Raw genomic sequence first — 24,899 nt, forward strand, 5'->3', positions numbered from 1 at the left:
CGCTGGCGGGCGCCTGCCTATTTTTGCGAGGGAAGCGCGTAGGTCACTGTGGATTGCGCGGCGATATTCGCTTCCTCATCCTGCCAGACGCGCACATCCACCGTCGCCAGCCTCCGACCGAGCTTGATGATCTGCGCATCGGCATAGAAATCGTGCGCCGCCAATCCGCGCAGAAAACTCATGTTGAGATTGCTGGTCACCGCCATCGGCACGATCCCGATATGCGCGAGGATTACCGCGTAGGCAGCCCTGTCGGCGAACGCCATTTGCGTCGGACCTGAGACAATGCCCCCGGGCCTCAGCATCGCCGAGCTGGCGGCATGCCTCAATCGCATGAAGCCAGCGCGCAACTCGACGAAATCGTGAAAGCTGCGATCCTGCCCAGGAAAGGCCTCTACGAAAAAATCAGCGAGTTCGTCAGCGGTAAGAACGGGTTCGGGAAAGGGCGATGCCATGCACTAGCCATCGCGCGATTTCTCAAGGTGCTCAAGCCCGCTGATCAAAAGCCCATAAGGCTGAGCACTTCCTTGCGGCTGCGCGGGTCCTCGAGGAAACAGCCCATCATGCGGCTGGTAAGCATTTCCACCTCATGAACTTTCACGCCGCGCCCGGTCATGCAGCCATGCTCCGCCTCGATCACGACAGCGACGCCGCGCGGCTCGAGGTTGTTCCAGATGCACTCTGCGACTTCTGCCGTGAGACGCTCCTGCACTTGAAGGCGATTGGCAAAGCCGTGCAGCACGCGGGCGAGCTTTGAAATGCCGACGACTTTCTGGTCAGGAATATATGCGATGTGTGCTTTGCCCGTGATCGGGGCCATATGGTGCTCGCAGTGTGACTGGAACGGAATGTCCTTCAACAGCACGATCTCATCATAGCCGCCAACTTCCTCGAAGATGCGGCTCAGGTGGACTGCCGGGTCTTCCTTGTTGCCAGCGCAATACTCAAGCCAGGCGCGTCCGACGCGCTTGGGCGTATCGAGCAGTCCTTCGCGAGTGGGATCATCGCCAGTCCAGCGGATCAGAGTGCGAATGGCCTCCTGCACATCTTCGGGGACTTCAGGCTTGTTCAATGGGTTCTCCGGGTCAAACTCAGCGTGATCATGCACGTTCACATAGTTCATGGCTATTCGCTTTCTGCGCAAGCGGGCTGACCCGGTGCTTGGCCGACCCTTGTTCCAACATGATCCCAGACGAACGAGCAGTGCCCTGAGACACCCACTCAACATAGATACGATGGCACAATGCTAAGGGATTAACCCAGGAGTGCATCAATCTGCGGACCATGTAGGTACCCATCGCGCGATTGACCACCTTTACCGCAAAAAACAAGGCGCCCCCTGCCAACCGGCAGAGGGCGCCTTTGTAATAGTGGTCTGATTATTCCTTGGCGTTTTCGGCTTTTTCAGGGGTCACATCTGCATCGGCCTTCTCGGCTTCTTTGCGCTCGTCGAAAGTCTTGGTCATTTCCTTATCCATCTTTTCGTCGATCTGCTCGGCGAAGTCGGGGAAGTGGTCGTCTTCTTCTTCGGTGATGTGGTGACGGTAGCGTTCGTCGAATGACTTGAACTTGAGCATCCAGCCTGGCGAACTCATGTCAGTTGCGGCGAGGTCGTTCAGCATTTCGTCGATTTCATGGTGCTCGGCCACCGAGTGGCGCGTTTCGCCGCTCACTTCGGGATCGGCGAGCATCTCAGAATAGACAGCCTGCTCTTCGGCGGCCGCGTGGCTCTTGAGTTCCTTGGTCAGCTCAGTGAACAGATGGCGGCGCTCTTCGCTGTCACCTTCGGTCTTGGCGATCTTGTCTAGCAGGTCGCGTTGACGGTTATGATCGGTTTCGAGGCGTTCGAGGACAGTCGTCTGAGTGTTCATGATGTTTCCTTTCGTTCTTACCCGACCTACACTCAGACCCAGGTGATCGTTCCCAATTCTTGTCCCGGCGACCAACAATCACCACATCAGCCCTATGAGCTGGTCGGAACCCACTGCCGCCGAATTCGAAATCGCTGCGCGCGACATCATTGCCCGCCTGCCAGACGACTTTCGCGATCCGCTGACGGGCGTTGTGCTTCAGGTGAAGGAGTTCGCAGACGCCGATCAGCTTTCTTCTGTCGACATACAGAATCGCTGGCACCTCACTGGCCTATATGAAGGCACGCCCCTTACTGAACAAAGCCAGTGGTCACCTTCCGAGATGCCGCCCGTAATCAGCCTTTTCCGCCAGCCCTTGCTTCGCGAAATGCGCGAGACAGGTGTCGGATTTGCAGACTTGGTCCGGCACGTGGTCATCCACGAGGCAGGCCATCACTTCGGCTTCTCCGACGAAGATATGCATGCGCTCGAGGATATGGCTGACGACTAGGGTGAGGCCGGGCCAAAACCAAAAAAGGGACCGACCCATTGGGCCAGTCCCTTTTTTGGCGCGCCAGGAAGGATTCGAACCTCCGACCGCCTGATTCGTAGTCAGGTACTCTATCCAGCTGAGCTACTGGCGCGCGGTGAGGGGCGGCAGATAAGGGGGTCAGCGCGGCTTGGCAACCCTTAGTTTCATGCAAATGTTGATCGATACGCTCAGCTACCGAAAAGTCGTTCGAAAAGCAGACTATCCAACGGCGGCTTGTCGAGTTGGCCGATCCCATCACGATCAAACCAGTCGACAGCTCCGCCCTCCAACGCTTGCGGATCACCCTCCCAGGACGTGATCCTGTAAAGCAGTATTACAATCGGATCTGCGAGGCTGCATCCTCTCTCGTCAGCAAAAGCTACAGGCTCACAGGCGCTTTCGCTGACGATGATCCCCAATTCCTCCTGAAGCTCTCGAATTAGTGCTTTCACTGGAATTTCAGTGGCTTCAACCTTGCCACCAGGGAATTCCCATAAGCCGCCATGGTGCTTTTCATAAGGTCGCCGATGCATAAGGCACATCCCATCCGGACGCATCAACGCACCCGCGACGACCCAGATAACTCGTTCACTCATGTCGGATTTTTTTCCATCTGCGCCGCTTGTTTCAACCTTTTCTTAACCCGTCGGCCCGATTTTGAGAGCATCAGAAACGTATGGGTGGGTGACCTCATGAAATTGACGAACTTCCTCAAGCACATCGGAAACGACAATTCGGGTGCCACCGCCGTTGAATACGGACTGATCGTATCGCTGATCGTGGTTGCCATGATTGCTGCTCTCAATGGCGTGGCCAATGAGACCATCAATATGTGGAGCGACGTAAGCGACACGGCTGAGGAACGGATGGGCGGATAATAATTTTTGAGAAAGGTCCGAAGTTAGGAATTTCTCAACTGCTGCATCTTAGACCTCAAATGTCCGTCCGGGAAACCAGACGAACAACGGGTACCGAAGACCAAACCAGGAGACTACACATGAAGTTCTTTAACAAGCTCGCTCGCGACGAACAGGGCGCCACCGCAATTGAATACGGCCTCATCGCTGCACTGATCGCAGTTGCTGCCGTTGCTGCCATGGGCACCCTCGGTAACACGCTGGCTGACACCTTCTCGCAGGTCGAGTCGGACATGGCTGGCTAAGTCGCAAGACTTACCTAACAAGAAAGCGGCGGGGTCTTCCCCGCCGCTTTTTTTTGTGTGTGCAATCCGCGACAGATCGCCAATGCTCAAGAGCGATTAGCGTCCTCGCACGACGATCTTCACCTTCTGCCCGGCGACCAGACCTTCGTTCGAACCCAACGCGTTCAAGACGCGGAAGCGTTCGACCTGAGCTAAGTCGTAAGCCATGCGGCGCGAGAGCGATGCGACGCTGTCTCCGCGCTGGACGGTCACAACATCAATCTGCCGCGGGATAACCTGCGAGGCTTCCGACTGACTGATGCGACGCATCGATTGATACATCGACGTAAACGTAGCTGAGCGGCCAGCCGGTGTGATCGCGGCAAAGTGGTAAGCTCTGTCGCGCGAGAATTCGTATGCGAATACGACGACATCCACTTGGCTATTGCCATTGTTCACGCGCGCAGTGCCGTATGCGGCCGGGATCCCATTGACAGTGGTGCGCTGGATGTCCTGCGGGGCAAGGTTGTTGTTCTGCCCGCCAAGTGCAGAAAACTGCTGCCGGATGTAGGTGTTGAGATCACCCGAATACGGAGCGAGGGTAAGCTGTGCTTGCCCGCTCTGGCCATTGATGCTGACCGCTCGCGTCGAGTTGACCATGAAAAAGCCCTGCGGCGCCGTGAAAGACAGCCTGAGTTCTGGGTGGATGAACTGGCGTCCTTCAATGACGCCCTGTTCAGGGTCATCTCCGTAAAGCAACCCATCAATACGGGTCAGGAAAGTGTCGCGGTTGGTCACCGACCCCGGAAGACCCTGCGCGGCGCTGGCAGCGCGGCGCACCCGGCTAGCGGGGTCAGGGTGCGTCGAAGCCCATTCCGGGACGCTCGCGTCGCCCTGCCCTCGCAAACGCGCGTCGAGGTTGTTTTGTGCAGCGAGGCTCGCGAGGACAGTCGACATCGCATTGGGATCGTAACCCGCGCGGGTCAGATACTGAATGCCCAGATCGTCTGCTTCAATCTCCTGCGAGCGCGAAAAGCTCAGAGTGAGCAATTGCGAACCTTGCAGGAATGTCCGGGATAGCGTGTCGCCGATCGCGCTGTCTCCCAAAAGTACGCCGGACAGAATTGCTCCAAGCCCACCCAATAGTGAATTGCGCTGAGCAGCCTGTTGCCGGCGTTGCGAATGACGAGCAGCTACGTGCCCGACTTCGTGGCCGAGTACGCCAGCCAATTCTGCTTCATTGTTCATCAGAGTGACGAGCTGACGAGTGGTGTAAATGTATCCGCCAGGAACCGCGAATGCGTTGTTAACGGGCGAATTGAGGAGGCTGACCGTGAAGCTCTCACGTGCGTTTCCGAGACCGGACTGCACCGCGATATTCTTGCCCACCTGCTCGACGTAAGCAGCTTGCGGGCCGCCCATCGCGCCCCCGAACTGAGCGAGCAATTGCGGATGGTATTGTGCGCCCTGCTGCGCTTCGCTGGTCGTGATCGGTGTTGAGGCTGATGGGATCGAGCCTCCTCCCATACAACCCGTCAATGCGAGCGCGAGCGCAGATGTCACTGCGGCGCGTGCGAGAAAGTTGGCGGTTTTCATAGCTATGGCTCCTTCGCGACCAGTCGCTCAAATTTTCAAACGTATGCCACTACAATACGTCCGAAGGCGGGTTGGTTCCGAGAAGGTCGAGACTATCCGCCGAGCTGCAGGAACCGTTCCTCGCGCATCTGGATAAGTGCGGCGCTGTCTTTCTTCGAAAGCGCGTCGAGCTCCTCGCTGATTGCCTTGCCAAGCGCCTCGGCCGTCCCGACAGGATCGCGGTGCGCACCGCCGACCGGCTCCTTCACGATCCGATCAATAACGCCAAGGCGTTTGAGGTGCTGCGCGGTAATCTTCATCGCCTGCGCTGCTTCCGATGCCTTTTCGGCGGTGCGCCAAAGGATCGAGGCACACCCTTCGGGCGAAATCACAGAGTAAACGGCGTGCTCCAACATTAAGACGCGCTCAGCACTGGCAAGCGCGACAGCACCGCCCGATCCGCCCTCGCCAACGACGACCGAGACCATTGGCACCGGCAATGCGAGGCAAGCTTCAGTAGAACGCGCGATCGCTTCAGCCTGCCCGCGCTCTTCTGCCTCGATCCCGGGAAAGGCTCCCGACGTATCGACCAGCGTGACGACCGGCAGTCCAAATCGCCCGGCGAGTTCCATCAACCGGATCGCCTTGCGATAGCCTTCAGGCTTACCCATCCCGAAATTGTGACGAATACGGCTTTGCGTATCATGGCCTTTTTCGTGCCCGACCAACATCACCCGGCGACCATTCAATGTCGCAAAACCGCCCATGATTGCTTCATCGTCGGCGTAGTAGCGATCCCCGCCAAGCGGCATGAAATCGGAAAAGGCATGCTCGACATAATCGCGGAAATGCGGTCGCTGGGGATGCCGTGCGACCTGAGTCTTTTGCCATGGGCTGAGCGACGCATAGGTGCTTGCCAGTAGATCGCTGGCCTTCTCTTCGAGACGCTCAATCTCTGAAGCGACATCAACTTCATGATTTACATCGAGATTGCGCATCTCACTGATGCGCTGCTCGAGGCTTGCGACGGGTTTTTCAAACTCGAGATAGGAAATCTTACTGTTTGCCATTGCTGTGGGCGCTAGTCCCTAGTCGTCGGGCGGGCAAGAGGGTGCCGCGAATTTACAAGTTCGACAAGTCGGGCTGCATCGACGTGAGTATAGATCTGCGTTGTCGCGATATCCGCATGCCCAAGTAATGTTTGAAGTACGCGCAAATCAGCGCCTCCCTCCAGCAAATGGGTCGCAAAAGCGTGACGCAAAACATGCGGGCTAATCCCCGCCGGGTCCAAATCTGCGCGCACCGCAAGCTCTTTCAGGATCTGAAACAGGCGAACCCGTGAGAGATGTTTTCCACCGCGCGATGGAAAGAGGTGGCCGGTCGGCGGGTCACTCGGGCGGACCTTGACCCACTCGGCAAGCGCCTCTTTTGCGCGCTCACTGACTGGGACCATTCGTGCCTGCCCTCCCTTCCCCTTGACCGTGATAAGCGGCGCATCGCGTGGGACCGAAACAAGGGGTAAGCTTACAAGTTCGGTCGCACGCAGGCCCGATCCGTAGAGCATTTCAAGGAGTGCAAGCTGTCGCAAGGCAGTTGGCTTGCCAGAGTTCGCTTCGAGTTCCGCGCGCTGGAGCAGTGTTTCCACCGCCTCATGGCTAAGTATTTTTGGCAAGGGACGGCGCGTTCGTGGTTTCGGCAGTGCACCAGAAGGATCATCCTCGCGCCAGCCTTCATCCACGGCAAATCCGAAGAACTGACGAAGGGCCGACGCTTTGCGCGCGACAGTCGATGGAGCGAGTGACGCCCACTGAGCAGAAAGCTTCGCCACCGCTGCGCGAGGTGCCTTGTCGAGATCTCCGAGAGCTTCTTCCGCGCCATCAAGATCGCGTCGATAGGCAGCCAGCGTATTCGCCGCCGCGCCTCGCTCGGCAGCAAGCATGTCGAGAAACGCCCGCGTCGCAGCCGACACTGCTTCTCGCCTCAGCCGCGGGCGACCGCCTCTGCGGCGATCATCCTGGCTTCTGCTTCAAGCCCAACGCGGGTAAGCGCGGAAGTGATGTGATAGAGGTGTAAGGGCGTCATCTGTGCCCAACTTTCGCCCTGCATTCCTAGCCCCACCAGAAACGCGACAAGAGCCGCATTTTCGACTTCCGCAGCGCGAGAGATCACGCGGCTCCAGCGGTTCTCGCGAGAAAAGTCGACATCTACCTGACGCCCAAGGCTCGCCAAATTGTTTTCTGGGAGGCGGCCAACCCCGCCAAGGCCAGCGACCAGGAATGCGGATTTGCGAGCATCTTCGCTCTCGTCAGCTGCAAGAAAGCTCTCGATACCCTGCGTTGTGGCTGCGCCGCTCTGAGGATCAGCAAGCGAGACCAAAGCCCATGCCAAGGAGCCTTCCTCAACCAGCCCGCTCCATGCGGCAGCGTCCCGGTCGAGACCGGCAGTCAGCATCGAGGCTATCAGGTCATCCGCGGCGTAAGCGCTCTGCCGGGCCGGCGTGATACGCGCAGCTGCATAAGCAGTCGTGATCATGCCAGCAAAGCCGAGATCGCCTTCTCCCCAAAGACCGCGCATTGCGTTGATCCGGTTGGCTGGGTCGGTCGCCACATAGGCATCACGCAGCCTCGCTGCTCGGCCCGCTGCATCGCCGCCGATTGCCTCGTTCGAGTAGATCTGCGCGTACAGATCGACCATCGCGCTTGATGAAAGCACACCCTTGCTGGCGGCTTGTTCCGCGTATCGCGCTCTTTCTGCCAGCGGCAGCATAGGCGCTGAGGCAGATGCCAGCTGATAGTAGTTTGCCCGCTCTCCCGCGAAGGCGTCGTCGATGATGCCCTGAGGAATATCCTCGCCCACTGCGATCGCGAGGGAAAAGCGCCACGGCGTCAGCTCTTCGACGCCGTCCCATGAAACCGTTGTGCCGCCGCGTCCCCGTCCGGCAGCACCTGCGTAGCGTTGAGCCAGCAGCAGGTCGATTTCGGGCGCTATCTCGCGCGATTGCGCACTGTTCAGCTGCGATGCGGCAAGAGCCCCCTCCCCTGCATAAGCGTTGCAGATCGCCTGGAGCATGACCCATTGCGGGTCTTCACGTACTGACCCTTGCAAACGGACTGCTGGGCAAGCACCCACGACATCGCTAGTCGCGATATAGGCCGTGAGAGCCTGCGAGGTCATCGCAGTGTTCCAGTTCCCGGTATCAACGTCCTGCGCGATCGCACGAGCGACAGCGAACTCGCCCATTCGATTGAGAACTCCTGCTCGCAATGCTGCGAATTCGACTGGGTCCATGCCTTCCGGGGCTGCAAGCCGGCTGGCAAGAGCGCGCCGCATCAGGATATGACCCCAGCGCGAAACCAATGGGCCTTTGGTCCCGGCAAGCACCGCCCTCACAAGGCTTTCAGGCTGGCGCGCGAATGACGCGACCTGAAAGCCGCCTTCCTTTGGGGAAAGCACGCCCACTTGGCTTAGAGCGCGGCGCGCGGCAGGCGGGATATCGTATTGCGGTTTAAGACCGAGCAAATCGTCGAGTTGGTCGGTCGAGAGTTCTTCGAGTTCCTCGAGCGTTGGAATGCCCGCCAACTCGTCATTCGAAAGCTGCGGCACGAACGGCAAGTCGCCGGGAACCTGAGGCGGCGCGACGCCAGGTGGCGGTGCGGTCACTGGTGCCGCCGGAACAGCTGGCGCTGGCGCTGCGGTCGGCAAAGCGCTTGGCCGCGCAATTGGCGTAGGCGTCGGTGCCGGATCGTCGAAACCAGGAGGCAGCAGCGATTCAGGCGCTTCCTGTGCTCCGGCCATAGTGACTGCCATCAGGCCTCCGGCAGCCCCAGTGAGTGCAAGCGCGGCAATCCAGGTGCCTGTTCCGATACGCTTTGCCATTCTCACTGTCCGCCATCCCTTGCATCGCTCAACGGCGAGGTGATCGGCTGACTAATAGGATGAAGCGGCTCCTCTCCGCCGTCGACGTAAGCGATACCGAGTAAAAGCAAGATCACGGCCACCGCGTAAAAAGGCGCGCGACGCGACAAACCAGAAGGTCGATCTGTAGACTTGAAATGCGCCGATTGGACCGGCTGATTGGCGCTGCCCATCGCTTTGCTCGAATATTCAGACATATTGCGTGCGCTCTACCCCAAGTATAGGCCTGCTCGCAATGACTGCTGATACCGCCCTCACCAACAGCGAGATTGCCCGGATCGCTCGCACAATCGATAAGCCGATTGTGCTGGTTGGTTTGATGGGGGCTGGCAAATCAACGGTAGGAAGGCGTTTGTCTAGTATGCTCAGGCGCGACTTTGTCGATGCCGACGACGCGATTGAGGAAGCCGCGCAGAGGTCCATCCCGGAAATCTTCGACGAGTTCGGCGAAGCCTATTTCCGCGACGGTGAGCGGCGCGTTATTGCGCGGCTGATAGAGGAGAACCACGGCGTCATCGCAACCGGCGGTGGCGCATTTGTCGATTCTGAAACGCGGGCCCTCATTCTCGAGCAGGCCATTGCGGTCTGGATCGACTGCGATATCGACACGCTCGTTGAGCGTACATCCCGCCGAAATACGCGTCCTCTGTTGCGCCAGGGCGACCCAAAACAAATCCTGAGCGACCTGTTTTCCAAGCGTGAGCCCTTCTACAAACAGGCACAGGTTCGCGTGCTGAGCGAAGATGGCCCGCACAAGGACACCGCTCGCGCAATTATCGAGGCAATAGACGAATGGCTCTGACAACTCCGACTGCTATCCGAGTGGAGCTTGGCGGTCGTTCCTACGACGTGCTGGTGGGACGCGGGCTGCTCGACGACATCGTTGTACAGGCTCGGCCATTTCTCGAACCCTATGCCGGTCGCAAGGTGCCAATCGTCGCGGACGTAAACGCACGCAAACATCATGGAGAGCGCCTCGCCCGCTCGCTCGCAAGCGATGGGTACGAAATCGCATGGTACGATGTCACGCCGGGTGAAGGCTCGAAAAGCTGGGAGAGCCTGGAGCGATTGACCGACTGGCTTCTCGACCTCGGCATTACGCGCTCTGACCATGTATTCGCGCTTGGCGGAGGCGTCGTCGGCGATCTGGTCGGCTTTGCCTGCGCCATCCTCAAGCGCGGTTGCGGATTTGTGCAATTGCCGACCACATTATTGTCGCAAGTCGACAGTTCGGTTGGCGGCAAGACTGCAATCAACACCCGGTCCGGCAAGAATTTGATCGGCGCATTCCATCAGCCGTCACTGGTTCTGGCCGACACGCAGACGCTCGACACGTTGCCTGATCGCGAAATGCGCACGGGCTACGCCGAAGTGCTCAAATACGGACTGCTCGGCGACGAGACATTCTTCGCATGGCTCGAATCCAACGGTGCCGATGTGCTCGCCCGAAATCGCGAAGCGCTCACACACGCCGTTGCGACCAGTATCGAGGCCAAGGCACGGATTGTCGCCGAAGACGAGCGCGAAACCTCAGGCAGGCGCGCCCTGCTCAATCTCGGGCACACATTTGGACATGCGCTTGAGGCTGAGACCGGTTTTTCGGATAGGCTGCTCCATGGGGAGGCGGTTGCACTCGGAATGGTGCTCGCCGCGCGCTATTCGGCGCGGCGGGGTGAGCTAGCGGCTGCGGCCGCTGAGCGTGCTGCGCTAGCGATTGCGGACTCGGGATTGCCCTCCGAGATCGCGAACCTCGACATGAAATGCGACGGCAAACGTCTCGTCGATCACATGCGCCACGACAAGAAAATGGAAGCCGCGGGAACGCTGCCCTTCCTTCTTCTCAAGGGTTTGGGCGAAGCTTACATGGCCAGAGACGTCGATCTGGGCGATGTCGCCGCGTTTCTGGATGAACAGCTCGAAGTGCCCGCATGACCCGTTTCATCGACCTCTCGATCCCGATCACCAATGACGTGATTTCCGATCCAGAGGTGATGCGGCCCAAGGTCACGTACATGACCCACGAACATACGTGGGAACAGATCGCGATGTTCTTCCCGGGCCTTGAGCAAGACGATCTGCCCGATGGCGAAGGCTGGGCGGTCGAGATGCTGGAGCTGTCGACGCATAACGGCACGCACATGGACGCGCCGTGGCACTACCATTCGACGACCGACGCGGGCGCAAAACCCGCGCCCAGTATCGACGAAGCGCCGCTGGACCAATTCCTGCGCCCGGGCGTGAAGCTTGATTTCTCGCACTTACCTCACGGCCATGTCGTGAGCGCGGCCGAAGTCGAGGAAGCCTTCGCCAAGATCGGATACGAGGTGCACCCCCTGGACATCGTCCTCGTTCAGTCGGGCGCAGTCTATGGCACGGACAACTTCACCGATCAGGGCGTCGGGCTAGGCGCAGAAGCAACGCTTTGGCTGACCGAGCGCGGGGTCGAGGTAGTTGGAACCGACGCATGGAGCTGGGACGCACCCTTCAGCCACACGGCTCGCCGTTGGGCGGAGAACCGCGATCCTTCGATTATTTGGGAAGGACACAAGGCGGGCCGTATCCGTCCCTACTATCAGATCGAAAAGCTCACCAATCTGGAAAACCTTCCAGCACATGGCTTCACGTTCAGCTGCTTTCCAGTGAAGATCGAGCGGGCTAGCGCTGGCTGGATTCGCGCGGTCGCCATAATCGAGGACTGATGGCCCGCATCATCATCCTCAACGGGGTTAGCAGCGCCGGCAAGTCGTCACTGGCGCGCGCAATTCAGGAGAAAGCGGATCGGACTCTCCTCCACATAGAAATGGACGCGTTTATTTCGTTTCTGCCGAATGGTCATGAATTCAGGCCGGAATGGTTTGAGGTGCAGAAAATTCCAGGCGAGCGCTCGCCTCTCCCGCGCATCATCAACGGCCCGCGCGGCGAAGCATTGATGAGCGTCATGCGCCAATTCGTCTTCAATGCCGCAGACAGGCGGCTCGACATGATCGTCGACGAAGTTTGCCACGCGAGAGAGGTGCGCGATTATCGCGATGGATTGGTCGATAACGATTTGATTGTCGTGAAGGTCCATGCACCATTGGACGTCGTGGAGGCACGTGAGAAAGCGCGCGGCGACCGCCTGATCGGGCTGGGACAAGAACAATTAACCCATCTGCACGACGGCATCGACTACGATGAAGTAATAGACACGAGCTCAGGCTCTGCGCACGAGCTAGCCGCGCTTCTTCTGAACCGGATCGCGACCTGACCTAGCTGGCCGTGCGTTCTGGCAGCTTAGTCACCTTCGGCGCGACTTTTACCACGTTCGAGCCGTCGCTTTCGATCATCACGTCATGCTCGGCAAACAGGCGCTCGATTTCCGCCCGGTTTTCTAGGATCGAGTGTGCAATGCCTGGGGCAAGACTCTCGCCATCGCCAATCTGACCGAGCATCGCTGCAAGATCGCTTTCGGTCGCTTCGCGCGCCGATTTAAAGAAATGGCCCCTACGATCGAAGTAGCCAGTGCCTTTTTTTGCCACAACAATTCCCCTCAAAATGCGAAATTGCGGATCACGGTCGAATTGGAGAGCCCGACCCGACACACAATATCGTCCCTGAAGAGGCTACGATGCGCCAGCTTGTTAAGCTTAATAATCTCTCAAAAAGCAAAATTCGTTGGATCGGTACAAAAACTTCGAACGAATAGAATGCCTTGCAAGAAGAAAGTTACTCGAAGCTCTTAGATTGTGAGCCAGCCATCGGCCCACATCACTTCATTCGAGTTCGAGAATCACTGCGTCAACTGCCAGGCTTTCGCCTTCCGATGCATTGATCTTGGCAATTTTGCCTTCCTTCTCGGCGCGTAGGATGTTCTCCATCTTCATCGCCTCAACCGTAGCAAGCGGTTGGCCGGGCTGGACTTCCTCACCTTCCCCGACATGCAGCTTCACCAGCATTCCGGGCATCGGGCAAATAAGCATCTTGGAAAGATCTGGCGGCTCTTTCTCGATCATGCGGCTTTCGTGTTCAGCAAGCCTTGCGGGGAGTACGAGCGCCTCGTGAGAAGCGCCGCGCGTCGTTATCCTCCAGCGAACGCCGACGCGCTCGATCTGCAGGACCATCTCGTTTTCGCCGGTGACGTTTGCGAAGGTCTCACCGACCTCCCAATCCCAGGTTCCGTTTAAACGCTGGCCATCGACCGTTGCCCCGCCCTCTTCGAGCATGACGTCAAAGGTCTGGCCGCCGATCTTCACCATCCAGTGCGATGGCGGGTTGTCGGTGCCGTTCAGCTGACCCGAGATCCGCCGGGCGCGCACCTGCTGCGTAAATTCTGCTCCTGCGAACAGCCCGGCCAGCTGGCGTAGCCATTCTTCGCTTGCTGGAGCGCCCTCGAAGCCTTCGGGATACTCCTCCGCGATGAAGCCGGTCGTCAGTTCGCCGGATCGGAAGCGCGGGTGCTGCATGATCGCCGACAGGAAGTCGACATTGTGGCCCAGCCCCTTGATCCGGAAACGATCGAGCGCTTCGATCTGCAAGTCGGCAGCCTGCTCGCGTGTCGGAGCCCATGTGATCAGCTTGGCGATCATGGGGTCGTAGAACATCGACACCTCACCGCCTTCGAACACGCCGTCATCGACGCGCACGCTGCCTACGCCCCTCGCCACACCCCGGCGCGGTTTTCCTGCGACCTCGCCATCATCCGTCCAGCCGGGGACGCTGGGCGAATATTCGATCAGGCGACCTGTCGAAGGGAGGAACCCGCGATAGGGGTCTTCGGCATAAACGCGGTTCTCGATTGACCAGCCGTCGATCCCGATATCATCCTGAGTAAGCTCTAGCTTTTCGCCTGCCGCAACGCGGATCATCTGTTCGACCAGATCGACCCCGGTGATCGCCTCGGTCACGGGATGCTCGACCTGCAGGCGCGTGTTCATTTCGAGGAAGTAAAAGCTCTCTCCGGTCTTGTCCGCACCGCTGACGATCAACTCGACCGTACCGGCGGAGTGATAATCCACAGCGCGCGCCAGAGCGACGCATTGCTCACCCATGGCCTTGCGCATCTTCTCGGTCACGAAGGGGGACGGAGCCTCCTCGACAACCTTCTGGTGGCGTCGCTGGATCGAGCATTCGCGCTCGTTCAGATAAAGGATGGTGCCGTGCTTATCGCCGAGGATCTGGATCTCGATGTGGCGCGGGTTCTCGATGAACTTCTCGATGAAGACACGGTCGTCGCCGAACGAATTGAGGCCTTCGCGCTTCGTGGCGTCAAACCCTTCGCGCACGTCCTTTTCAGACCACGCTAGACGCATACCTTTGCCCCCGCCGCCAGCGGAGGCCTTCATCATCACCGGGTAGCCGATACCGTTGGAAATCTCGACCGCATGCTCGGTGTCGCGGATTTCGCCGATATGTCCGGGCACAACATTGACGCCCGCCTTCTCGGCCAGTTTCTTGGATTCAATCTTGTCGCCCATCGCGGCAATAGCGCCTGCGGGCGGACCGATGAAAGCAATGTTCTCCGCCTCGAGTGCCTCCACGAAGCTCGCGCGTTCGGAGAGGAAGCCATAGCCGGGATGGACCGCCTCGGCGCCCGTTTCCTTGCACGCCGCGATGATCTTTTCAGGGATCAGATAGCTCTCGGCCGCTGGCGAAGGTCCGATATGCACCGCCTCATCCGCCATGCGCACAAACGGCGCGTTGCGGTCGGCATCGGAGTACACCGCGACGGTTGCGATCCCCATCTTGCGAGCGGTCTGAATGACGCGGCAGGCAATCTCGCCGCGATTGGCAATCAGGATTTTCGAAAACAAACGGGCCTCCGTGGGCGGTAAAGCGTTGCAACGCCTATGCCGCTCCCGAAGGCCCGTATCAACCTGCCTTGTGTGGGTAAGGTCGGTGTCGCTGCGTCAGTCGAGGTCGATGTGACCGATATGGTTCTGCGATCGGTCGACCGTGGCCATGTACTTGGCCCAGTGGGCGGCAACCGCTTCCTCGCCGCCCAACTGACGCGCGAGCTCGGCGTTCCATTCCTCGTTGCGTGGATTGTTCTCCCATCCCATCGAAGCGATGCCGTCTTCCATCTTGAAGGCGACGACCATGTCCCATTCGCCTGTGTCCATGTGCAGCGCCATCGGACCATCGCGGCCAAGCGCTTCATCGACTTTCACGAAAGCCTCGATCAGCTTCATCGCTTCCTGCATCTTGCCGGGATGAAACTTGAAGAAGACGACGCTGTACCAGTCCTTCTTCGCAAGTTCCGGTTCAACCGCATCCATGTGTGCCTCTGCCATCGCAGGCGCGGCTGCAAACGGAACCGCAAGAGCGGCAGCACCCGCCAGTAAAATACGCATGATTGTTTTCCCCCAATCGATCCCAATCCATGCGACCCTGTTTTCGAGGCTAATCCCGAAAAAAGGCCAACAAAAGGCATGCGCTTGTAGGAAAGCGTCAATCTTTAGAGGGCGCTGAACGCTCTCAAGCGAGCGGTTTTAAGCGGCGCAGTGATCAGATTTGCGCGATCCGGGCGGCGTATTGAATCAAGGCCTCAGCGTAGGCGGGAGCGCCGCGCCTGTCGCCTTCGCCCGCAACGAGGCTTTGCGCCGCCTCAGCCAGCCGCTCACGGTTCTCAGTCGAAAGCGCTGCCAGCGGTTCAATATAGATGCCGATCGTGAACAGAATTGCGCCTGTTCGGGGGAGCCTTCGCAGTGTTTGTCGCTCAGAACGCACGAACAGGGTTTCGCCTGCATTTTCTGGCGTGACATGCGCAAACGCCTCAGCCGCAGGGCGCGCCTCAATCCAACGTTTGTCGCCGGTTGCCGCAATGAACCAGTTGCAGCGGCCATAGATTGCGCCGGGTTTCAGCGTCTCCATGAAGCGATCGACCCCAGTGGCGAGTTGCTCCTCATACCCGGCGATCGGCGCGTGAAGCGCACGCAAAGGAAGGCCAATCTTGTCTTTGGGGTGCCAGTCCGAGGGCCACGCAACCGCAGCGCCGATCAATCGATACTGATCGTCGCCCTCGCGCTTGGTCAGGAGGCACATGTCTTCATGTGACCCCATTGCGGCTTCAGGAAGACCACCGTTTAGACCAACGAGAGCAGCAAGTTCGTGCCCTGGCTCGTCGACCTGAGGTGTCATTTGCATGCCTTCGGGCCAATCGGCGAAAGCTTTACGCCTCGCTTCAAGGTCCGGATCGGGCTGAAGCCAATCTTCCTCAGCGAGGCGAACCAGCCCCATCCGCAACTGCCCTCCCCCGCGCGCTCGCGGAAGAAGCGAATTGACGGAGAAACCGAGCGACATGGGCCTATGCCGGTTCGCTAACCTTGCAGGCGCGCGCTGGCTCGTCGCCCTGAAGGGATGTGAGGCCAAGCTTGGCGAAGAGTGCGCCGTCGCTGTCATCGCCAGCATTGGGAGCGGTCAGCAGCTTGTCGCCTGTGAAAATCGAGTTCGCGCCCGCAAAGAAACACAGCGCCTGCGTCGCCTCGCTCATGCTTTCTCGTCCAGCTGATAGGCGCACCATGCTCATCGGCATCGTGATGCGAGCCACCGCCACCGTGCGGACAAACTCAATGTCGTCGATCTTCGCCATCGGCGTATCTGCGAGCATATCGCCCAGCACCGTGCCCTTCACCGGCACGAGCGCATTCACCGGCACGCTTTCGGGATGCTCGGGCAGCGTCGCGAGCGTGTGGACGAACCCCACGCGATCCTCGCGCGTTTCACCCATCCCCACAATTCCTCCGCTGCAAACATTGATGCCAGCTGTGCGCACATGATCGAGCGTATCAAGGCGGCACTGAAAATCGCGCGTCGAGATCACCCGCTCGTAATACTCCGGGCTGCTGTCGATGTTGTGGTTGTAATAATCGAGGCCAGCTTCGGCGAGCATGTCGGCCTGATGCGGCTCGAGCATGCCAAGCGTCATGCACGTCTCAAGTCCCATGTCGCGCACGCCTTTAACGATCTCGACGATCTTGGGCATGTCGCGGTCCTTCGGATTGCGCCAGGCTGCGCCCATGCAGAAGCGCTGAGAGCCTGCATCCTTCGCCTGCGCGGCGCGTTGAAGCACCGCCTGCACGTCCATCAGTTTGGTCGCTTCGACACCGCTGTCAGCCTTTACGCTTTGCGAGCAGTAACCGCAGTCCTCAGGACAACCGCCAGTTTTGATGCTCAGCAGCGTGCAAAGCTGGATCTGCTCTGGCGGATGATTTTCACGGTGAACGCTGGCCGCACGAAAAAGCAGTTCGGTGAAAGGAAGGTCGAACAGGTCCGCAATCTCTTCGCGGGTCCAGTCGGTGCGCAAAGTCGTCATTCATCTTCTCCCACTTCGCTGCATTCGACAACGAAGCCATATTCTTCGAGCCAGTCGGCCTTAGTAGGCAACAAGAACTGGAGCGCCTCGGCAAGAAGCTGATGCATCGCGTTCGCGTGGCGTACGTGACTATCGCGCCGATCCGCAAAACAGAGTGCATCCCCCGCTTCGCTAACGAAACGCAGCGCCCCTTCTTCAGTCGCGCCGCCTTCATCGGCTAGCGACAAGAAAATCGGAGGCCGTTCGACAGGACGCTCGCCGGATAGCCTGTGCGAAAGGCTTTGGTTGTCCCATTGCAAGCTCGGCGAGAGCGCCGCGTATCCATCAAACGCACTGGGCGCCGTGATCCATGTTTCGGCCACGAAATGCCCTGCGGCACTTTCGCCAACGAGGATCGCGGTGCCATTGTCCCGATAACGCGCCCGGATCATGGGCATGACATCTTCAATCAGCCATCGACGAAAGCTTTGAGCCTCGCCTGCGGTCGGATAGCGCTCGCGTTCTTCAACAGATTTTGTGGGAGGCAGCAACTCGCGTTGGCGGTCGACTGTCTCGATACCGACAATAATCGCAGGCTGGCTACGCCCCCAAAGTTGGTTCCAGCTGTGGATGCCGTGCGCCAGATAAAGGTCCTGTCGCTCGCCACCGTCCAGAACGACAATAAGCGAGTATTCCCTGTCGCCTTCATCGTAATCGAGCGGAAGCAGGACATTGATCCGCCGGTCGGCTTCGTGAGTGGTCACCGCATACGACTCGCCCAACGAAATGGGCGCTGGCTCCTCAGCGTAGGCCGGGCTTGCGATCAATAGCGCGGCGAGTGCCGCAACGCAGCCAAGTCTCACTCCGCAGCCTCGTCCAGCCCTTCGCCGAGTGGCGGCATGTTATGGCCGAGAAGCGTAAGGATGTCCGCAGCGCACTCGACCACGTTCGAACCGGGCCCGTAGATCCCTTGAACGCCGGCCTCGCGGAGGAAGTCGTAATCTTGCGGCGGGATGACGCCGCCTGCGGTGACCTTGATATCTGCCCGCCCTGCCTCTTTGAGCAAGCGGATCAGCTCGGGGATCAGGGTCTTGTGCCCGGCTGCGAGGCTAGACGCACCGACGATGTCGACCTGCTTGTCGAGCGCCATCTGGCAGGTTTCTTCGGGCGTCTGGAACAGCGGGCCGGAAACAACCTCAAAGCCCATGTCCGAAAAGGCGCTGGCAATAACATTCGCACCGCGATCGTGCCCGTCCTGGCCCATTTTGGCGACCATGATTCGTGGCTTGCGACCAAGACGGCGCTCAACCGCGTCGACGCCCTCAGTTACTTGTGCCCAGCGGCGGTCGAATTCGTAGGCGCTTTTGTAAACACCGCTTACCGGCTCAGGCGTCGCTTCGTGGCGCCCGAAGGCAGCTTCCATGGCTGCAGATATTTCGCCCAAGGTCGCATCGTGGCGTGCCGCCTCGACCGCCCTGCCCAGCAAGTTCACATCGGCTTGCTTTTCAAGTTCTGCAATCTTTGAGGGCGGAAGCGGGATGTCGTTCTCGTCGCGGCCTGTCAGGATTGCCGCACGGTGTGTCGTCGGATCGGCTTGAGCAGCTTCGGTCAGCGCCTTGAGCGCCGCCTGGCATGCAGCCTCATCGCGGCCCGCGCGCACCTTCTCGATCCGCGCGATCTGGCTCTTGCGGACCTTCGCATTGTCGATGTCGAGGGTGTCGATCGGGTCTTCTTCATCCTTGCGGTACTTGTTGACGCCAACGATCACGGTCTCGCCCTGATCGACCATGGTCTGCTTCTCCGCAGCAGCACGCTCGATCGCCGCCTTGGGAGCGCCGGTCGCAACATAGGCGGTCATGCCGTCAGCTTCGTCGACCTCGGCGATCAGCTTTTCAGCCTCTGCAACGAGCGTCGCGGTCAACGCTTCGATGTAATGCGAGCCGCCGAGAGGATCGACAACGTTCGTGATGCCGCTTTCTTCCTGCAGCACCAGCTGCGTGTTGCGCGCAATGCGTGCAGAGAAATCGGTAGGTAGCGCGATGGCTTCGTCGAGCGCGTTGGTGTGCAGGCTCTGCGTACCACCCAGCGTCGCCGCCATCGCCTCGATCGTGGTGCGGATGACATTGTTGTAGGGGTCTTGCTCCTGCAAGCTCACACCACTCGTCTGGCAATGCGTGCGCAGCATCTTCGAACGCTCGCTCTTCGCACCCAGCCCGTCCATCACGCGGTACCAGAGGGTACGAGCGGCGCGCAGCTTGGCGATCTCCATGAAGAAGTTCATGCCGATGCCAAAGAAGAACGACAGGCGCCCCGCAAACGCATCGATATCGAGCCCTGTCTCCATCGCGCGCACGGCATATTCTTTGCCGTCAGCGATGGTGAAAGCCAGCTCCTGCACCGCCGTCGCCCCGGCTTCGTGCATGTGATAGCCGCTAATCGAAATGCTGTTGAATTTCGGCATGTTGGCTGAGGTATAAGCGATGATATCGGACACAATCCGCATGCTCGGCTCAGGCGGATAGATGTAGGTGTTGCGGACCATGAACTCTTTGAGGATGTCGTTCTGGATGGTCCCCGAGAGCTTGTCCTGCGAAACGCCCGAACGCTCAGCCGCAACGATGTAGAAAGCGAGCACCGGGATCACCGCGCCATTCATGGTCATCGAGACGCTCATCGTGTCGAGCGGGATCTGGTCGAACAGGATCTCCATGTCCGCAACCGTGTCGATGGCAACGCCTGCCTTGCCGACATCGCCGACAACACGGGGGTGATCGGAATCGTAACCGCGATGGGTGGCGAGGTCGAAAGCGACGCTTAAACCCTTTTGTCCCATCGCAAGGTTGCGGCGATAAAAGGCGTTCGATTCTTCGGCGGTCGAGAAGCCGGCATACTGCCGGATCGTCCATGGGCGCCCGGCATACATGCTTGCCTTCACACCGCGCGTGAACGGAGCGAAGCCAGGGAGGCCGGGATCGAATTCCGCGTGGTCTTCTGCCGTGTAGAGCGGCTTGATCTCGAAGCCTTCTGGCGTCTGCCAGGTGAGATCGCGGCCCTTGCTTTCCTTGTCAGCGAGAGCCTTCCAGTCGGCGGGGGTTGGCCGGGAGTCGTTCGTGTCAGTCATGAGGGATGCCTATACACCAATCGCGACCCCCGCCAACGCGCGAGGGTGCACCAGATTGCGAATATGATTGTCTCGGGGCCCTGCATGAGCCCCAGAAATTGAAGTCGCTTACTTGCCTGTAAAAGCAGCCTTGCGCTTCTCGAGGAAAGCCATGCCACCTTCCTTGGCATCGTCCGACGCACCTGCGATACGCTGAGCTTCGGCCTCCGCCAGCAGCACATCGTTCAACCCGCCATCGAGCGCGGTCATGATGTTGCGTTTGATATTGCGATACGAAACGGTCGGACCATTCGCGAGCTTGTCGGCCAGCGCGCGTGCTTCGTCCATGAGCAATTCGTCGTCGACGCATTTGTAGACGAGGCCCCATTCCTCTGCTTGCGCTGCGCCGATCTTTTCGCCCAGCATCATCATGCGGGTTGCCCGAGCGCGGCCGATGGCGCGCGCCAGCATCCAAGTAGAGCCACCATCGGGCACAAGGCCGATATTGACAAAGGCTTGGAGGAAATAGGCGCTCTTTCCCGCAATGGTGAAATCCGCTGCGAGTGCGAGCGAGCACCCGACGCCAGCCGCCGGGCCGTTCACCGCGCAGATCACGGGAACTTCGGCGCGCAGCAATTGATTGATTGCCGGGTTGTAATGATGAAGCAGAGCCTCGTGGCTACCGCCCTTGGAATCCATCGAGCGAGCCGAAAGATCCGCGCCCGAGCAAAAGCCCTTGCCCTCGCCCGTGATCAGCACGCAGCGCGCGTCACCCAGGTCGTAGAACACCTGCGTGATCTCGTCCGCCATCTGCGGGGGCATGGCGTTGAGGCGATCGGGACGGTTGAGCGTGATCGTGGTCAGCGGGCCGTCAGCTTCGACGCGGATGGTTTCATAGGTCACTTGTCTCTCTCCCAAGCGAAATGGTTTGCGTTTCGATTGGCAACGCTTTGCCCAAACGTGGCGCTTGAGACAAGTCCGCTACGACGCGGCACGTAAAGCGTGATCAGTGAGCGCCGTCCTTGGGCGTCTCCATGATCTCGGTAAGCATGCCCTGCATGTCCTTTGGGTGAAGGAAGAAGATCGGTGTTCCGTGCGCGCCGATACGCGTCGGTCCGAGGACGCGCTTGCCCATTGCCTCGAATTCTGAGCGCGCTTTCTCGATATCGGTCACTTCGAAGCAGACATGATGCTGCCCGCCCAGCGGGTTCTTCGCGAGGAAGCCGTTGATAGGCGAATTCTCGTCCAGCGGCTCGATCAGTTCGACCTGCGTTCCGTCCATCCCTGAATGGGTCGGCGTGTCCACGAAGCAGACCTTAACGCCCTGCTCCTCAAAATCGAGAGGCTCGGTGATCGAGGTCGCTCCCATTACGTCGCGGTAGTGCGCGATGGCTTCCTCCATCGAGGGCACCGCGTATCCGACGTGGTTCATGCGGCCTAGTTTCATCGATCTTTTCCCTATTTCAGAATGTCAGAAATGTGAGGACGGCAAACGCCACGCCAAACACGGCAGTCATCGCCAATTGAGGCCACGCATGAAAGCTCAGCCTCTTCGTCTCGTCATCGATATGCCACGAATTCGGACTGCGCCAGACTTTGAAGGCGACAAACACACTTACGGCTGCTCCAGCGGCGAGGAGAGCAACAATGGCGTCTCCCGAGAAAAACTCACGCAGCGCGTGAGGCATCAACTGTTGGGATCATTTGAATGCAATCTGATCTCATCTCGATCCCTATTTGAGTGCCAGGATCAAAATCCCAGCCACAGCCACTAACGCAAACGCGACGGTGACGCACGTGTGTTCCAACGGGTTTTGGCTTCGATCGACGACTTTCAAGCCTAAAGGAAACACCGAGCGAAAGTAGCTCTTCGAATAGCCAAAGTAGAGGCTTTGCCCACCGAAAATCACAATGATCAGCCAAATCGCCCAGTCGGGTGCTGCGAGTACTTCAGCCATTAGAGCGGGATGTTATCATGCTTCTTCCAGGGGTTCTCCAGCTGCTTAGTGCGCAGTTTTCTTAGCCCCAGCGCAACCCTCCGCCGCGTCGCGTGCGGGTGAATCACTTCGTCGATGTAGCCACGGCTCGCCGCCACAAACGGATTGGCAAAGCGCTCTTCGTATTCCTTGGTTTTCTCGGCGATCTTCTCGGGGTCGTCGCGGTCCTGGCGGAAGATGATCTCCACCGCGCCTTTCGCGCCCATCACCGCGATCTCTGCTGTGGGCCAAGCATAGTTCAAGTCGCCGCGCAGGTGCTTTGACGCCATCACGTCGTAGGCGCCGCCATAGGCCTTGCGGGTGATGACGGTGATCTTGGGCACGGTCGCCTCGGCATAGGCGAAGAGCAGTTTCGCGCCGTGCTTGATGATGCCGCCCAGTTCCTGCGCGGTGCCGGGGAGGAAGCCGGGGACATCGACGAAGGTGACGATCGGGATCTCGAACGCATCGCAGAACCGCACGAAGCGCGCCGCTTTCTTCGACGACGCAATATCGAGCACACCCGCGAGCACCATCGGCTGGTTCGCGACCACGCCTACCGTTCGCCCTTCGACCCGGCCGAAGCCGCAGATGATGTTGGCGGCATGCGCAGGCTGGATCTCGAAGAAGTCACCCTCGTCGAGCGTCTTTCGGATCACCTCGTGCATGTCATAGGGCTGGTTGGCGTTGTCGGGGATGATCGTGTCGAGGCTCGGCTCCTCGCGGTCCCACGGGTCGTTCGTGGGAAGTTCGGGCACTTCTTCGCGGTTCGACAGCGGCAGGTAATTGAAGAAATCGCGCGTCGCGAGCAGAGTCTCGACGTCGTTTTCGTAAGCTACATCGGCAACGCTGGTCTTGGTCGTGTGCGTGATTGCGCCGCCCAGTTCCTCCTGCGTCACGACTTCGTTCGTGACGGTCTTCACCACGTCCGGCCCGGTGACGAACATGTAGGAGCTGTCCTTCACCATGAAGATGAAGTCGGTCATCGCAGGCGAATAGACCGCCCCGCCCGCGCAAGGCCCCATGATGAGGCTGATCTGAGGGATGACGCCGCTCGCCAGCACGTTGCGCTGGAAGACCTCGGCATAGCCGCCCAGCGACGCGACGCCTTCCTGAATGCGCGCACCGCCGGAATCGTTGAGACCGATCACCGGTGCGCCGACCTTCATCGCAGTGTCCATTACCTTGCAGATTTTTTCCGCATGGCGCTTCGACAGCGAGCCGCCGAAGACGGTGAAATCCTGACTGAAAACATAGACGAGGCGGCCGTTGATCGTGCCCGATCCGGTGACGACGCCGTCGCCGGGAATCTTCTGCTTCTCCATGCCGAAATCGACGCAATCGTGTTCGACATAGGTGTCGATTTCTTCAAAGCTGCCTTCGTCCAGCAGGACGTCGAGCCGTTCGCGCGCGGTCAGCTTGCCCTTGGCGTGCTGCGCGTCGATCCGCTTTTGCCCGCCGCCCATGCGAGCGGCTTCACGGCGGCGTTCCATTTCGGCGATATTGGCTGACATTCAAAAAAGCCCCTGATCACAAGTCGCATAGCGCCTAGCGATCAGACCACGCCAACGTCAATCGTCACTCGCTCGCCTCGGTGCCGTCGCTTTGATCTTGCGCACGGTATTCGAGGATATCGCCGGGTTGGCAGTCAAGCTCGCGACAAATTGCCTCGAGCGTCTTGTAGCGGACGCCTTGAACTTTGCCTGTCTTCAAGAGCGACAGATTGGTGTTCGAAATGCCAATGCGCTCGGCCAGTTCCTTCAAACTGACCTTGCGCTTGGCCATCATCACATCGAGGTTGGTGATGATAGGCATCAGACCACGCTTTCGCTGTCTTCGCGGAATTGCTGGCCGGATCGGAAAGCTCCTGCCGCGAGGAATGCAAGGAGAGAGAGCAGCAGGCTGGAGATCGGCGGGCTGTATTCGAGCCAGATGTTCTCGACCCCATCCTTGTCCCAGCTGATCGAGGGATGGATCGCCCGCCCCTCAATCGCGGGCAGCGCGTTGATGATGACGCTCTGGACAATGATTGTTGCCACTACCGAAAGCGCCGCCCCGAACAGCAGGATCTGGCCGATCCGCTTGAGGCTTGTGACGTTGCGATCGGTGAACACCTCGCCCGCGCCGATCCGCGAGAGAAGCCCGCGCAGGTAAACGAGGCTCGCAGCGAACAGGCCGAGAAAGGTGAACTGAAGCGTCAGCCGCAGAGCGCGCAGCCATGCATGATCGTCGATGCGGATCGTACCTTCCTTCAATTGCCAGAAGGCGGTCCCCTCTTCGTCGAGATATTCCATACGGATGTTCTCGCTCGAGGCCGGATAGCTCACCATGTGAAACTTGCCCTCAGCAATCGCGCCGCCCGCTTTCAGGATCGCCCCCAACGCCGCAAGCGCGACCAGCACGATCAACATATCAACCAGGCGGCGTGTCCAGACTGCACTCATCGTCTTCCCTCCAAAACTGTCCTGGACAGCCTAATGACAGCGAAGGAAACGATTCGCAATAGATATTTTATGTCTTACGTAAATTATATGTCGCCTT

29 protein-coding genes and 1 tRNA gene are annotated in these 24,899 nt (G+C 59.2%); 7 read left to right on the top strand and 23 right to left on the bottom strand.

The annotated features are described in order from the left end of the window. Positions 1-17: 17 nt before the first annotated feature. From AC0V6T_RS07720 to AC0V6T_RS07730, 3 genes are all read right to left on the bottom strand, one after another. Positions 18-455: a PaaI family thioesterase gene (locus AC0V6T_RS07720; protein ID WP_486125750.1), complete on the bottom strand. Its 438-nt coding sequence runs from the start codon at positions 453-455 to the stop codon at positions 18-20. 44 nt (positions 456-499) lie between these two features. Next, positions 500-1,123: a GTP cyclohydrolase I FolE gene (gene folE / locus AC0V6T_RS07725; RefSeq protein WP_007163968.1), complete on the bottom strand. Its 624-nt coding sequence runs from the start codon at positions 1,121-1,123 to the stop codon at positions 500-502. 256 nt (positions 1,124-1,379) lie between these two features. Beyond that, a complete protein-coding gene (locus tag AC0V6T_RS07730; RefSeq protein ID WP_486125752.1) occupies positions 1,380-1,871 on the bottom strand; it encodes a hemerythrin domain-containing protein in 492 nt (163 codons plus the stop codon). 94 nt (positions 1,872-1,965) lie between these two features. Here AC0V6T_RS07730 and AC0V6T_RS07735 point away from each other — a divergent pair, with 94 nt between their 5' ends. Next, entirely contained in the window at positions 1,966-2,361 is a 396-nt protein-coding gene (locus AC0V6T_RS07735) for a metallopeptidase family protein (RefSeq protein WP_486125754.1), read from the top strand. Positions 2,362-2,417: 56 nt separating this feature from the next. On the opposite strand, the gene AC0V6T_RS07740 is transcribed toward AC0V6T_RS07735, so the two are convergent. Together AC0V6T_RS07740 and AC0V6T_RS07745 are read right to left on the bottom strand one after the other, a co-directional pair. Next, a tRNA-Arg gene (locus AC0V6T_RS07740) sits at positions 2,418-2,494 on the bottom strand. A gap of 76 nt (positions 2,495-2,570) precedes the next feature. Continuing rightward, positions 2,571-2,978 (bottom strand): (deoxy)nucleoside triphosphate pyrophosphohydrolase, encoded by a 408-nt coding sequence (locus AC0V6T_RS07745; protein ID WP_486125756.1) that lies wholly within the window; start codon positions 2,976-2,978, stop codon positions 2,571-2,573. 96 nt (positions 2,979-3,074) lie between these two features. Here AC0V6T_RS07745 and AC0V6T_RS07750 point away from each other — a divergent pair, with 96 nt between their 5' ends. Together AC0V6T_RS07750 and AC0V6T_RS07755 are read left to right on the top strand one after the other, a co-directional pair. Then, complete coding sequence (locus AC0V6T_RS07750; RefSeq protein ID WP_486125758.1) at positions 3,075-3,260, top strand: Flp family type IVb pilin; 186 nt, start codon at positions 3,075-3,077, stop codon at positions 3,258-3,260. A 119-nt stretch (positions 3,261-3,379) separates the two neighbouring features. Continuing rightward, positions 3,380-3,544 (top strand): Flp family type IVb pilin, encoded by a 165-nt coding sequence (locus AC0V6T_RS07755; RefSeq protein WP_007163963.1) that lies wholly within the window; start codon positions 3,380-3,382, stop codon positions 3,542-3,544. A gap of 96 nt (positions 3,545-3,640) precedes the next feature. Here the strand turns inward: AC0V6T_RS07755 and AC0V6T_RS07760 are convergent, their stop codons facing one another. The 5 genes from AC0V6T_RS07760 to AC0V6T_RS07780 form a co-directional block, all read right to left on the bottom strand. Next, a complete protein-coding gene (locus tag AC0V6T_RS07760; protein ID WP_486125760.1) occupies positions 3,641-5,119 on the bottom strand; it encodes a M48 family metalloprotease in 1,479 nt (492 codons plus the stop codon). Between the two features lie 92 nt (positions 5,120-5,211). After that, entirely contained in the window at positions 5,212-6,168 is a 957-nt protein-coding gene (locus AC0V6T_RS07765; protein WP_486125762.1) for an acetyl-CoA carboxylase carboxyltransferase subunit alpha, read from the bottom strand. A gap of 11 nt (positions 6,169-6,179) precedes the next feature. Then, positions 6,180-7,067, bottom strand: coding sequence for a tyrosine recombinase (locus tag AC0V6T_RS07770; RefSeq protein WP_486125764.1), 888 nt, complete (start codon positions 7,065-7,067; stop codon positions 6,180-6,182). 11 nt (positions 7,068-7,078) lie between these two features. Beyond that, positions 7,079-8,974, bottom strand: coding sequence for a hypothetical protein (locus tag AC0V6T_RS07775; protein WP_486125766.1), 1,896 nt, complete (start codon positions 8,972-8,974; stop codon positions 7,079-7,081). Between the two features lie 2 nt (positions 8,975-8,976). Continuing rightward, positions 8,977-9,210 carry a hypothetical protein gene (locus AC0V6T_RS07780; protein ID WP_486125768.1) on the bottom strand — a complete coding sequence of 78 codons (234 nt, stop codon included), beginning with the start codon at positions 9,208-9,210 and terminating at the stop codon, positions 8,977-8,979. Positions 9,211-9,248: 38 nt separating this feature from the next. Here AC0V6T_RS07780 and AC0V6T_RS07785 point away from each other — a divergent pair, with 38 nt between their 5' ends. From AC0V6T_RS07785 to AC0V6T_RS07800, 4 genes are read left to right on the top strand one after another with little or no spacing between them, the layout of a single operon-like run. Next, positions 9,249-9,815: a shikimate kinase gene (locus tag AC0V6T_RS07785; protein WP_486125770.1), complete on the top strand. Its 567-nt coding sequence runs from the start codon at positions 9,249-9,251 to the stop codon at positions 9,813-9,815. Continuing rightward, positions 9,806-10,945, top strand: coding sequence for a 3-dehydroquinate synthase (gene aroB / locus AC0V6T_RS07790; RefSeq protein ID WP_486125772.1), 1,140 nt, complete (start codon positions 9,806-9,808; stop codon positions 10,943-10,945). Before AC0V6T_RS07785 ends, aroB begins: the two co-directional genes overlap by 10 nt. Then, entirely contained in the window at positions 10,942-11,712 is a 771-nt protein-coding gene (locus AC0V6T_RS07795) for a cyclase family protein (protein WP_486125774.1), read from the top strand. The genes aroB and AC0V6T_RS07795 overlap by 4 nt, the downstream gene beginning before the upstream one ends. Further along, positions 11,712-12,260 carry a phosphotransferase-like protein gene (locus AC0V6T_RS07800; protein ID WP_486125776.1) on the top strand — a complete coding sequence of 183 codons (549 nt, stop codon included), beginning with the start codon at positions 11,712-11,714 and terminating at the stop codon, positions 12,258-12,260. The genes AC0V6T_RS07795 and AC0V6T_RS07800 overlap by 1 nt, the downstream gene beginning before the upstream one ends. A 1-nt stretch (position 12,261) precedes the next feature. On the opposite strand, the gene AC0V6T_RS07805 is transcribed toward AC0V6T_RS07800, so the two are convergent. The 13 genes from AC0V6T_RS07805 to AC0V6T_RS07865 form a co-directional block, all read right to left on the bottom strand. Continuing rightward, positions 12,262-12,531: a hypothetical protein gene (locus AC0V6T_RS07805; protein WP_486125778.1), complete on the bottom strand. Its 270-nt coding sequence runs from the start codon at positions 12,529-12,531 to the stop codon at positions 12,262-12,264. Between the two features lie 234 nt (positions 12,532-12,765). Continuing rightward, positions 12,766-14,802 carry an ATP-binding protein gene (locus tag AC0V6T_RS07810; protein WP_486125780.1) on the bottom strand — a complete coding sequence of 679 codons (2,037 nt, stop codon included), beginning with the start codon at positions 14,800-14,802 and terminating at the stop codon, positions 12,766-12,768. A gap of 96 nt (positions 14,803-14,898) precedes the next feature. After that, positions 14,899-15,342, bottom strand: a complete 444-nt coding sequence (locus AC0V6T_RS07815; RefSeq protein WP_486125782.1) for a hypothetical protein — start codon at positions 15,340-15,342, stop codon at positions 14,899-14,901. A gap of 154 nt (positions 15,343-15,496) precedes the next feature. After that, positions 15,497-16,291, bottom strand: coding sequence for a heme-dependent oxidative N-demethylase family protein (locus tag AC0V6T_RS07820; RefSeq protein ID WP_486125784.1), 795 nt, complete (start codon positions 16,289-16,291; stop codon positions 15,497-15,499). A gap of 4 nt (positions 16,292-16,295) precedes the next feature. Continuing rightward, the gene (gene bioB, locus AC0V6T_RS07825; protein WP_486125786.1) at positions 16,296-17,303 is read right to left on the bottom strand and encodes a biotin synthase BioB; all 1,008 of its coding nucleotides are present in this window, start codon (positions 17,301-17,303) and stop codon (positions 16,296-16,298) included. After that, a complete protein-coding gene (locus tag AC0V6T_RS07830; protein WP_486125788.1) occupies positions 17,300-18,046 on the bottom strand; it encodes an alpha/beta hydrolase in 747 nt (248 codons plus the stop codon). Before AC0V6T_RS07830 ends, bioB begins: the two co-directional genes overlap by 4 nt. A gap of 95 nt (positions 18,047-18,141) precedes the next feature. Beyond that, entirely contained in the window at positions 18,142-20,403 is a 2,262-nt protein-coding gene (gene scpA, locus AC0V6T_RS07835; protein ID WP_486125789.1) for a methylmalonyl-CoA mutase, read from the bottom strand. Between the two features lie 108 nt (positions 20,404-20,511). Beyond that, on the bottom strand, positions 20,512-21,285 hold the full coding sequence (locus tag AC0V6T_RS07840) for an enoyl-CoA hydratase-related protein (RefSeq protein WP_486125790.1): 774 nt from the start codon (positions 21,283-21,285) through the stop codon (positions 20,512-20,514). A 103-nt stretch (positions 21,286-21,388) separates the two neighbouring features. Then, positions 21,389-21,829, bottom strand: a complete 441-nt coding sequence (mce, locus tag AC0V6T_RS07845) for a methylmalonyl-CoA epimerase (protein WP_486125791.1) — start codon at positions 21,827-21,829, stop codon at positions 21,389-21,391. Between the two features lie 286 nt (positions 21,830-22,115). After that, positions 22,116-22,340 carry a hypothetical protein gene (locus AC0V6T_RS07850; protein ID WP_486125793.1) on the bottom strand — a complete coding sequence of 75 codons (225 nt, stop codon included), beginning with the start codon at positions 22,338-22,340 and terminating at the stop codon, positions 22,116-22,118. Next, entirely contained in the window at positions 22,340-23,872 is a 1,533-nt protein-coding gene (locus AC0V6T_RS07855) for an acyl-CoA carboxylase subunit beta (RefSeq protein ID WP_486125795.1), read from the bottom strand. The genes AC0V6T_RS07850 and AC0V6T_RS07855 overlap by 1 nt, the downstream gene beginning before the upstream one ends. Before the next feature lie 64 nt (positions 23,873-23,936). Continuing rightward, positions 23,937-24,173 carry a helix-turn-helix domain-containing protein gene (locus AC0V6T_RS07860; protein WP_007163944.1) on the bottom strand — a complete coding sequence of 79 codons (237 nt, stop codon included), beginning with the start codon at positions 24,171-24,173 and terminating at the stop codon, positions 23,937-23,939. Beyond that, a complete protein-coding gene (locus AC0V6T_RS07865; protein WP_486125797.1) occupies positions 24,173-24,802 on the bottom strand; it encodes a DUF2975 domain-containing protein in 630 nt (209 codons plus the stop codon). Before AC0V6T_RS07865 ends, AC0V6T_RS07860 begins: the two co-directional genes overlap by 1 nt. Positions 24,803-24,899: the final 97 nt, after the last annotated feature.

The sequence above is a fragment of the Erythrobacter sp. S158 genome, assembly GCF_057364915.1.

Coding starts and splice junctions, on each gene's coding strand:
- mce (WP_486125791.1), bottom strand. CDS start 21,829: ATGAAACTAGGCCGCATGAACCACGTCGGATACGCGGTGCCCTCGATG.
- AC0V6T_RS07855 (WP_486125795.1), bottom strand. CDS start 23,872: ATGTCAGCCAATATCGCCGAAATGGAACGCCGCCGTGAAGCCGCTCGC.
- AC0V6T_RS07735 (WP_486125754.1), top strand. CDS start 1,966: ATGAGCTGGTCGGAACCCACTGCCGCCGAATTCGAAATCGCTGCGCGC.
- AC0V6T_RS07800 (WP_486125776.1), top strand. CDS start 11,712: ATGGCCCGCATCATCATCCTCAACGGGGTTAGCAGCGCCGGCAAGTCG.
- AC0V6T_RS07820 (WP_486125784.1), bottom strand. CDS start 16,291: ATGTCGCTCGGTTTCTCCGTCAATTCGCTTCTTCCGCGAGCGCGCGGG.
- AC0V6T_RS07795 (WP_486125774.1), top strand. CDS start 10,942: ATGACCCGTTTCATCGACCTCTCGATCCCGATCACCAATGACGTGATT.
- AC0V6T_RS07775 (WP_486125766.1), bottom strand. CDS start 8,974: ATGGCAAAGCGTATCGGAACAGGCACCTGGATTGCCGCGCTTGCACTC.
- AC0V6T_RS07745 (WP_486125756.1), bottom strand. CDS start 2,978: ATGAGTGAACGAGTTATCTGGGTCGTCGCGGGTGCGTTGATGCGTCCG.
- folE (WP_007163968.1), bottom strand. CDS start 1,123: ATGAACTATGTGAACGTGCATGATCACGCTGAGTTTGACCCGGAGAAC.
- AC0V6T_RS07850 (WP_486125793.1), bottom strand. CDS start 22,340: ATGGCTGAAGTACTCGCAGCACCCGACTGGGCGATTTGGCTGATCATT.
- AC0V6T_RS07785 (WP_486125770.1), top strand. CDS start 9,249: ATGACTGCTGATACCGCCCTCACCAACAGCGAGATTGCCCGGATCGCT.
- AC0V6T_RS07780 (WP_486125768.1), bottom strand. CDS start 9,210: ATGTCTGAATATTCGAGCAAAGCGATGGGCAGCGCCAATCAGCCGGTC.
- AC0V6T_RS07755 (WP_007163963.1), top strand. CDS start 3,380: ATGAAGTTCTTTAACAAGCTCGCTCGCGACGAACAGGGCGCCACCGCA.
- bioB (WP_486125786.1), bottom strand. CDS start 17,303: ATGACGACTTTGCGCACCGACTGGACCCGCGAAGAGATTGCGGACCTG.
- AC0V6T_RS07760 (WP_486125760.1), bottom strand. CDS start 5,119: ATGAAAACCGCCAACTTTCTCGCACGCGCCGCAGTGACATCTGCGCTC.
- AC0V6T_RS07730 (WP_486125752.1), bottom strand. CDS start 1,871: ATGAACACTCAGACGACTGTCCTCGAACGCCTCGAAACCGATCATAAC.
- AC0V6T_RS07720 (WP_486125750.1), bottom strand. CDS start 455: ATGGCATCGCCCTTTCCCGAACCCGTTCTTACCGCTGACGAACTCGCT.
- AC0V6T_RS07750 (WP_486125758.1), top strand. CDS start 3,075: ATGAAATTGACGAACTTCCTCAAGCACATCGGAAACGACAATTCGGGT.
- scpA (WP_486125789.1), bottom strand. CDS start 20,403: ATGACTGACACGAACGACTCCCGGCCAACCCCCGCCGACTGGAAGGCT.
- AC0V6T_RS07815 (WP_486125782.1), bottom strand. CDS start 15,342: ATGCGTATTTTACTGGCGGGTGCTGCCGCTCTTGCGGTTCCGTTTGCA.
- aroB (WP_486125772.1), top strand. CDS start 9,806: ATGGCTCTGACAACTCCGACTGCTATCCGAGTGGAGCTTGGCGGTCGT.
- AC0V6T_RS07860 (WP_007163944.1), bottom strand. CDS start 24,173: ATGCCTATCATCACCAACCTCGATGTGATGATGGCCAAGCGCAAGGTC.
- AC0V6T_RS07765 (WP_486125762.1), bottom strand. CDS start 6,168: ATGGCAAACAGTAAGATTTCCTATCTCGAGTTTGAAAAACCCGTCGCA.
- AC0V6T_RS07865 (WP_486125797.1), bottom strand. CDS start 24,802: ATGAGTGCAGTCTGGACACGCCGCCTGGTTGATATGTTGATCGTGCTG.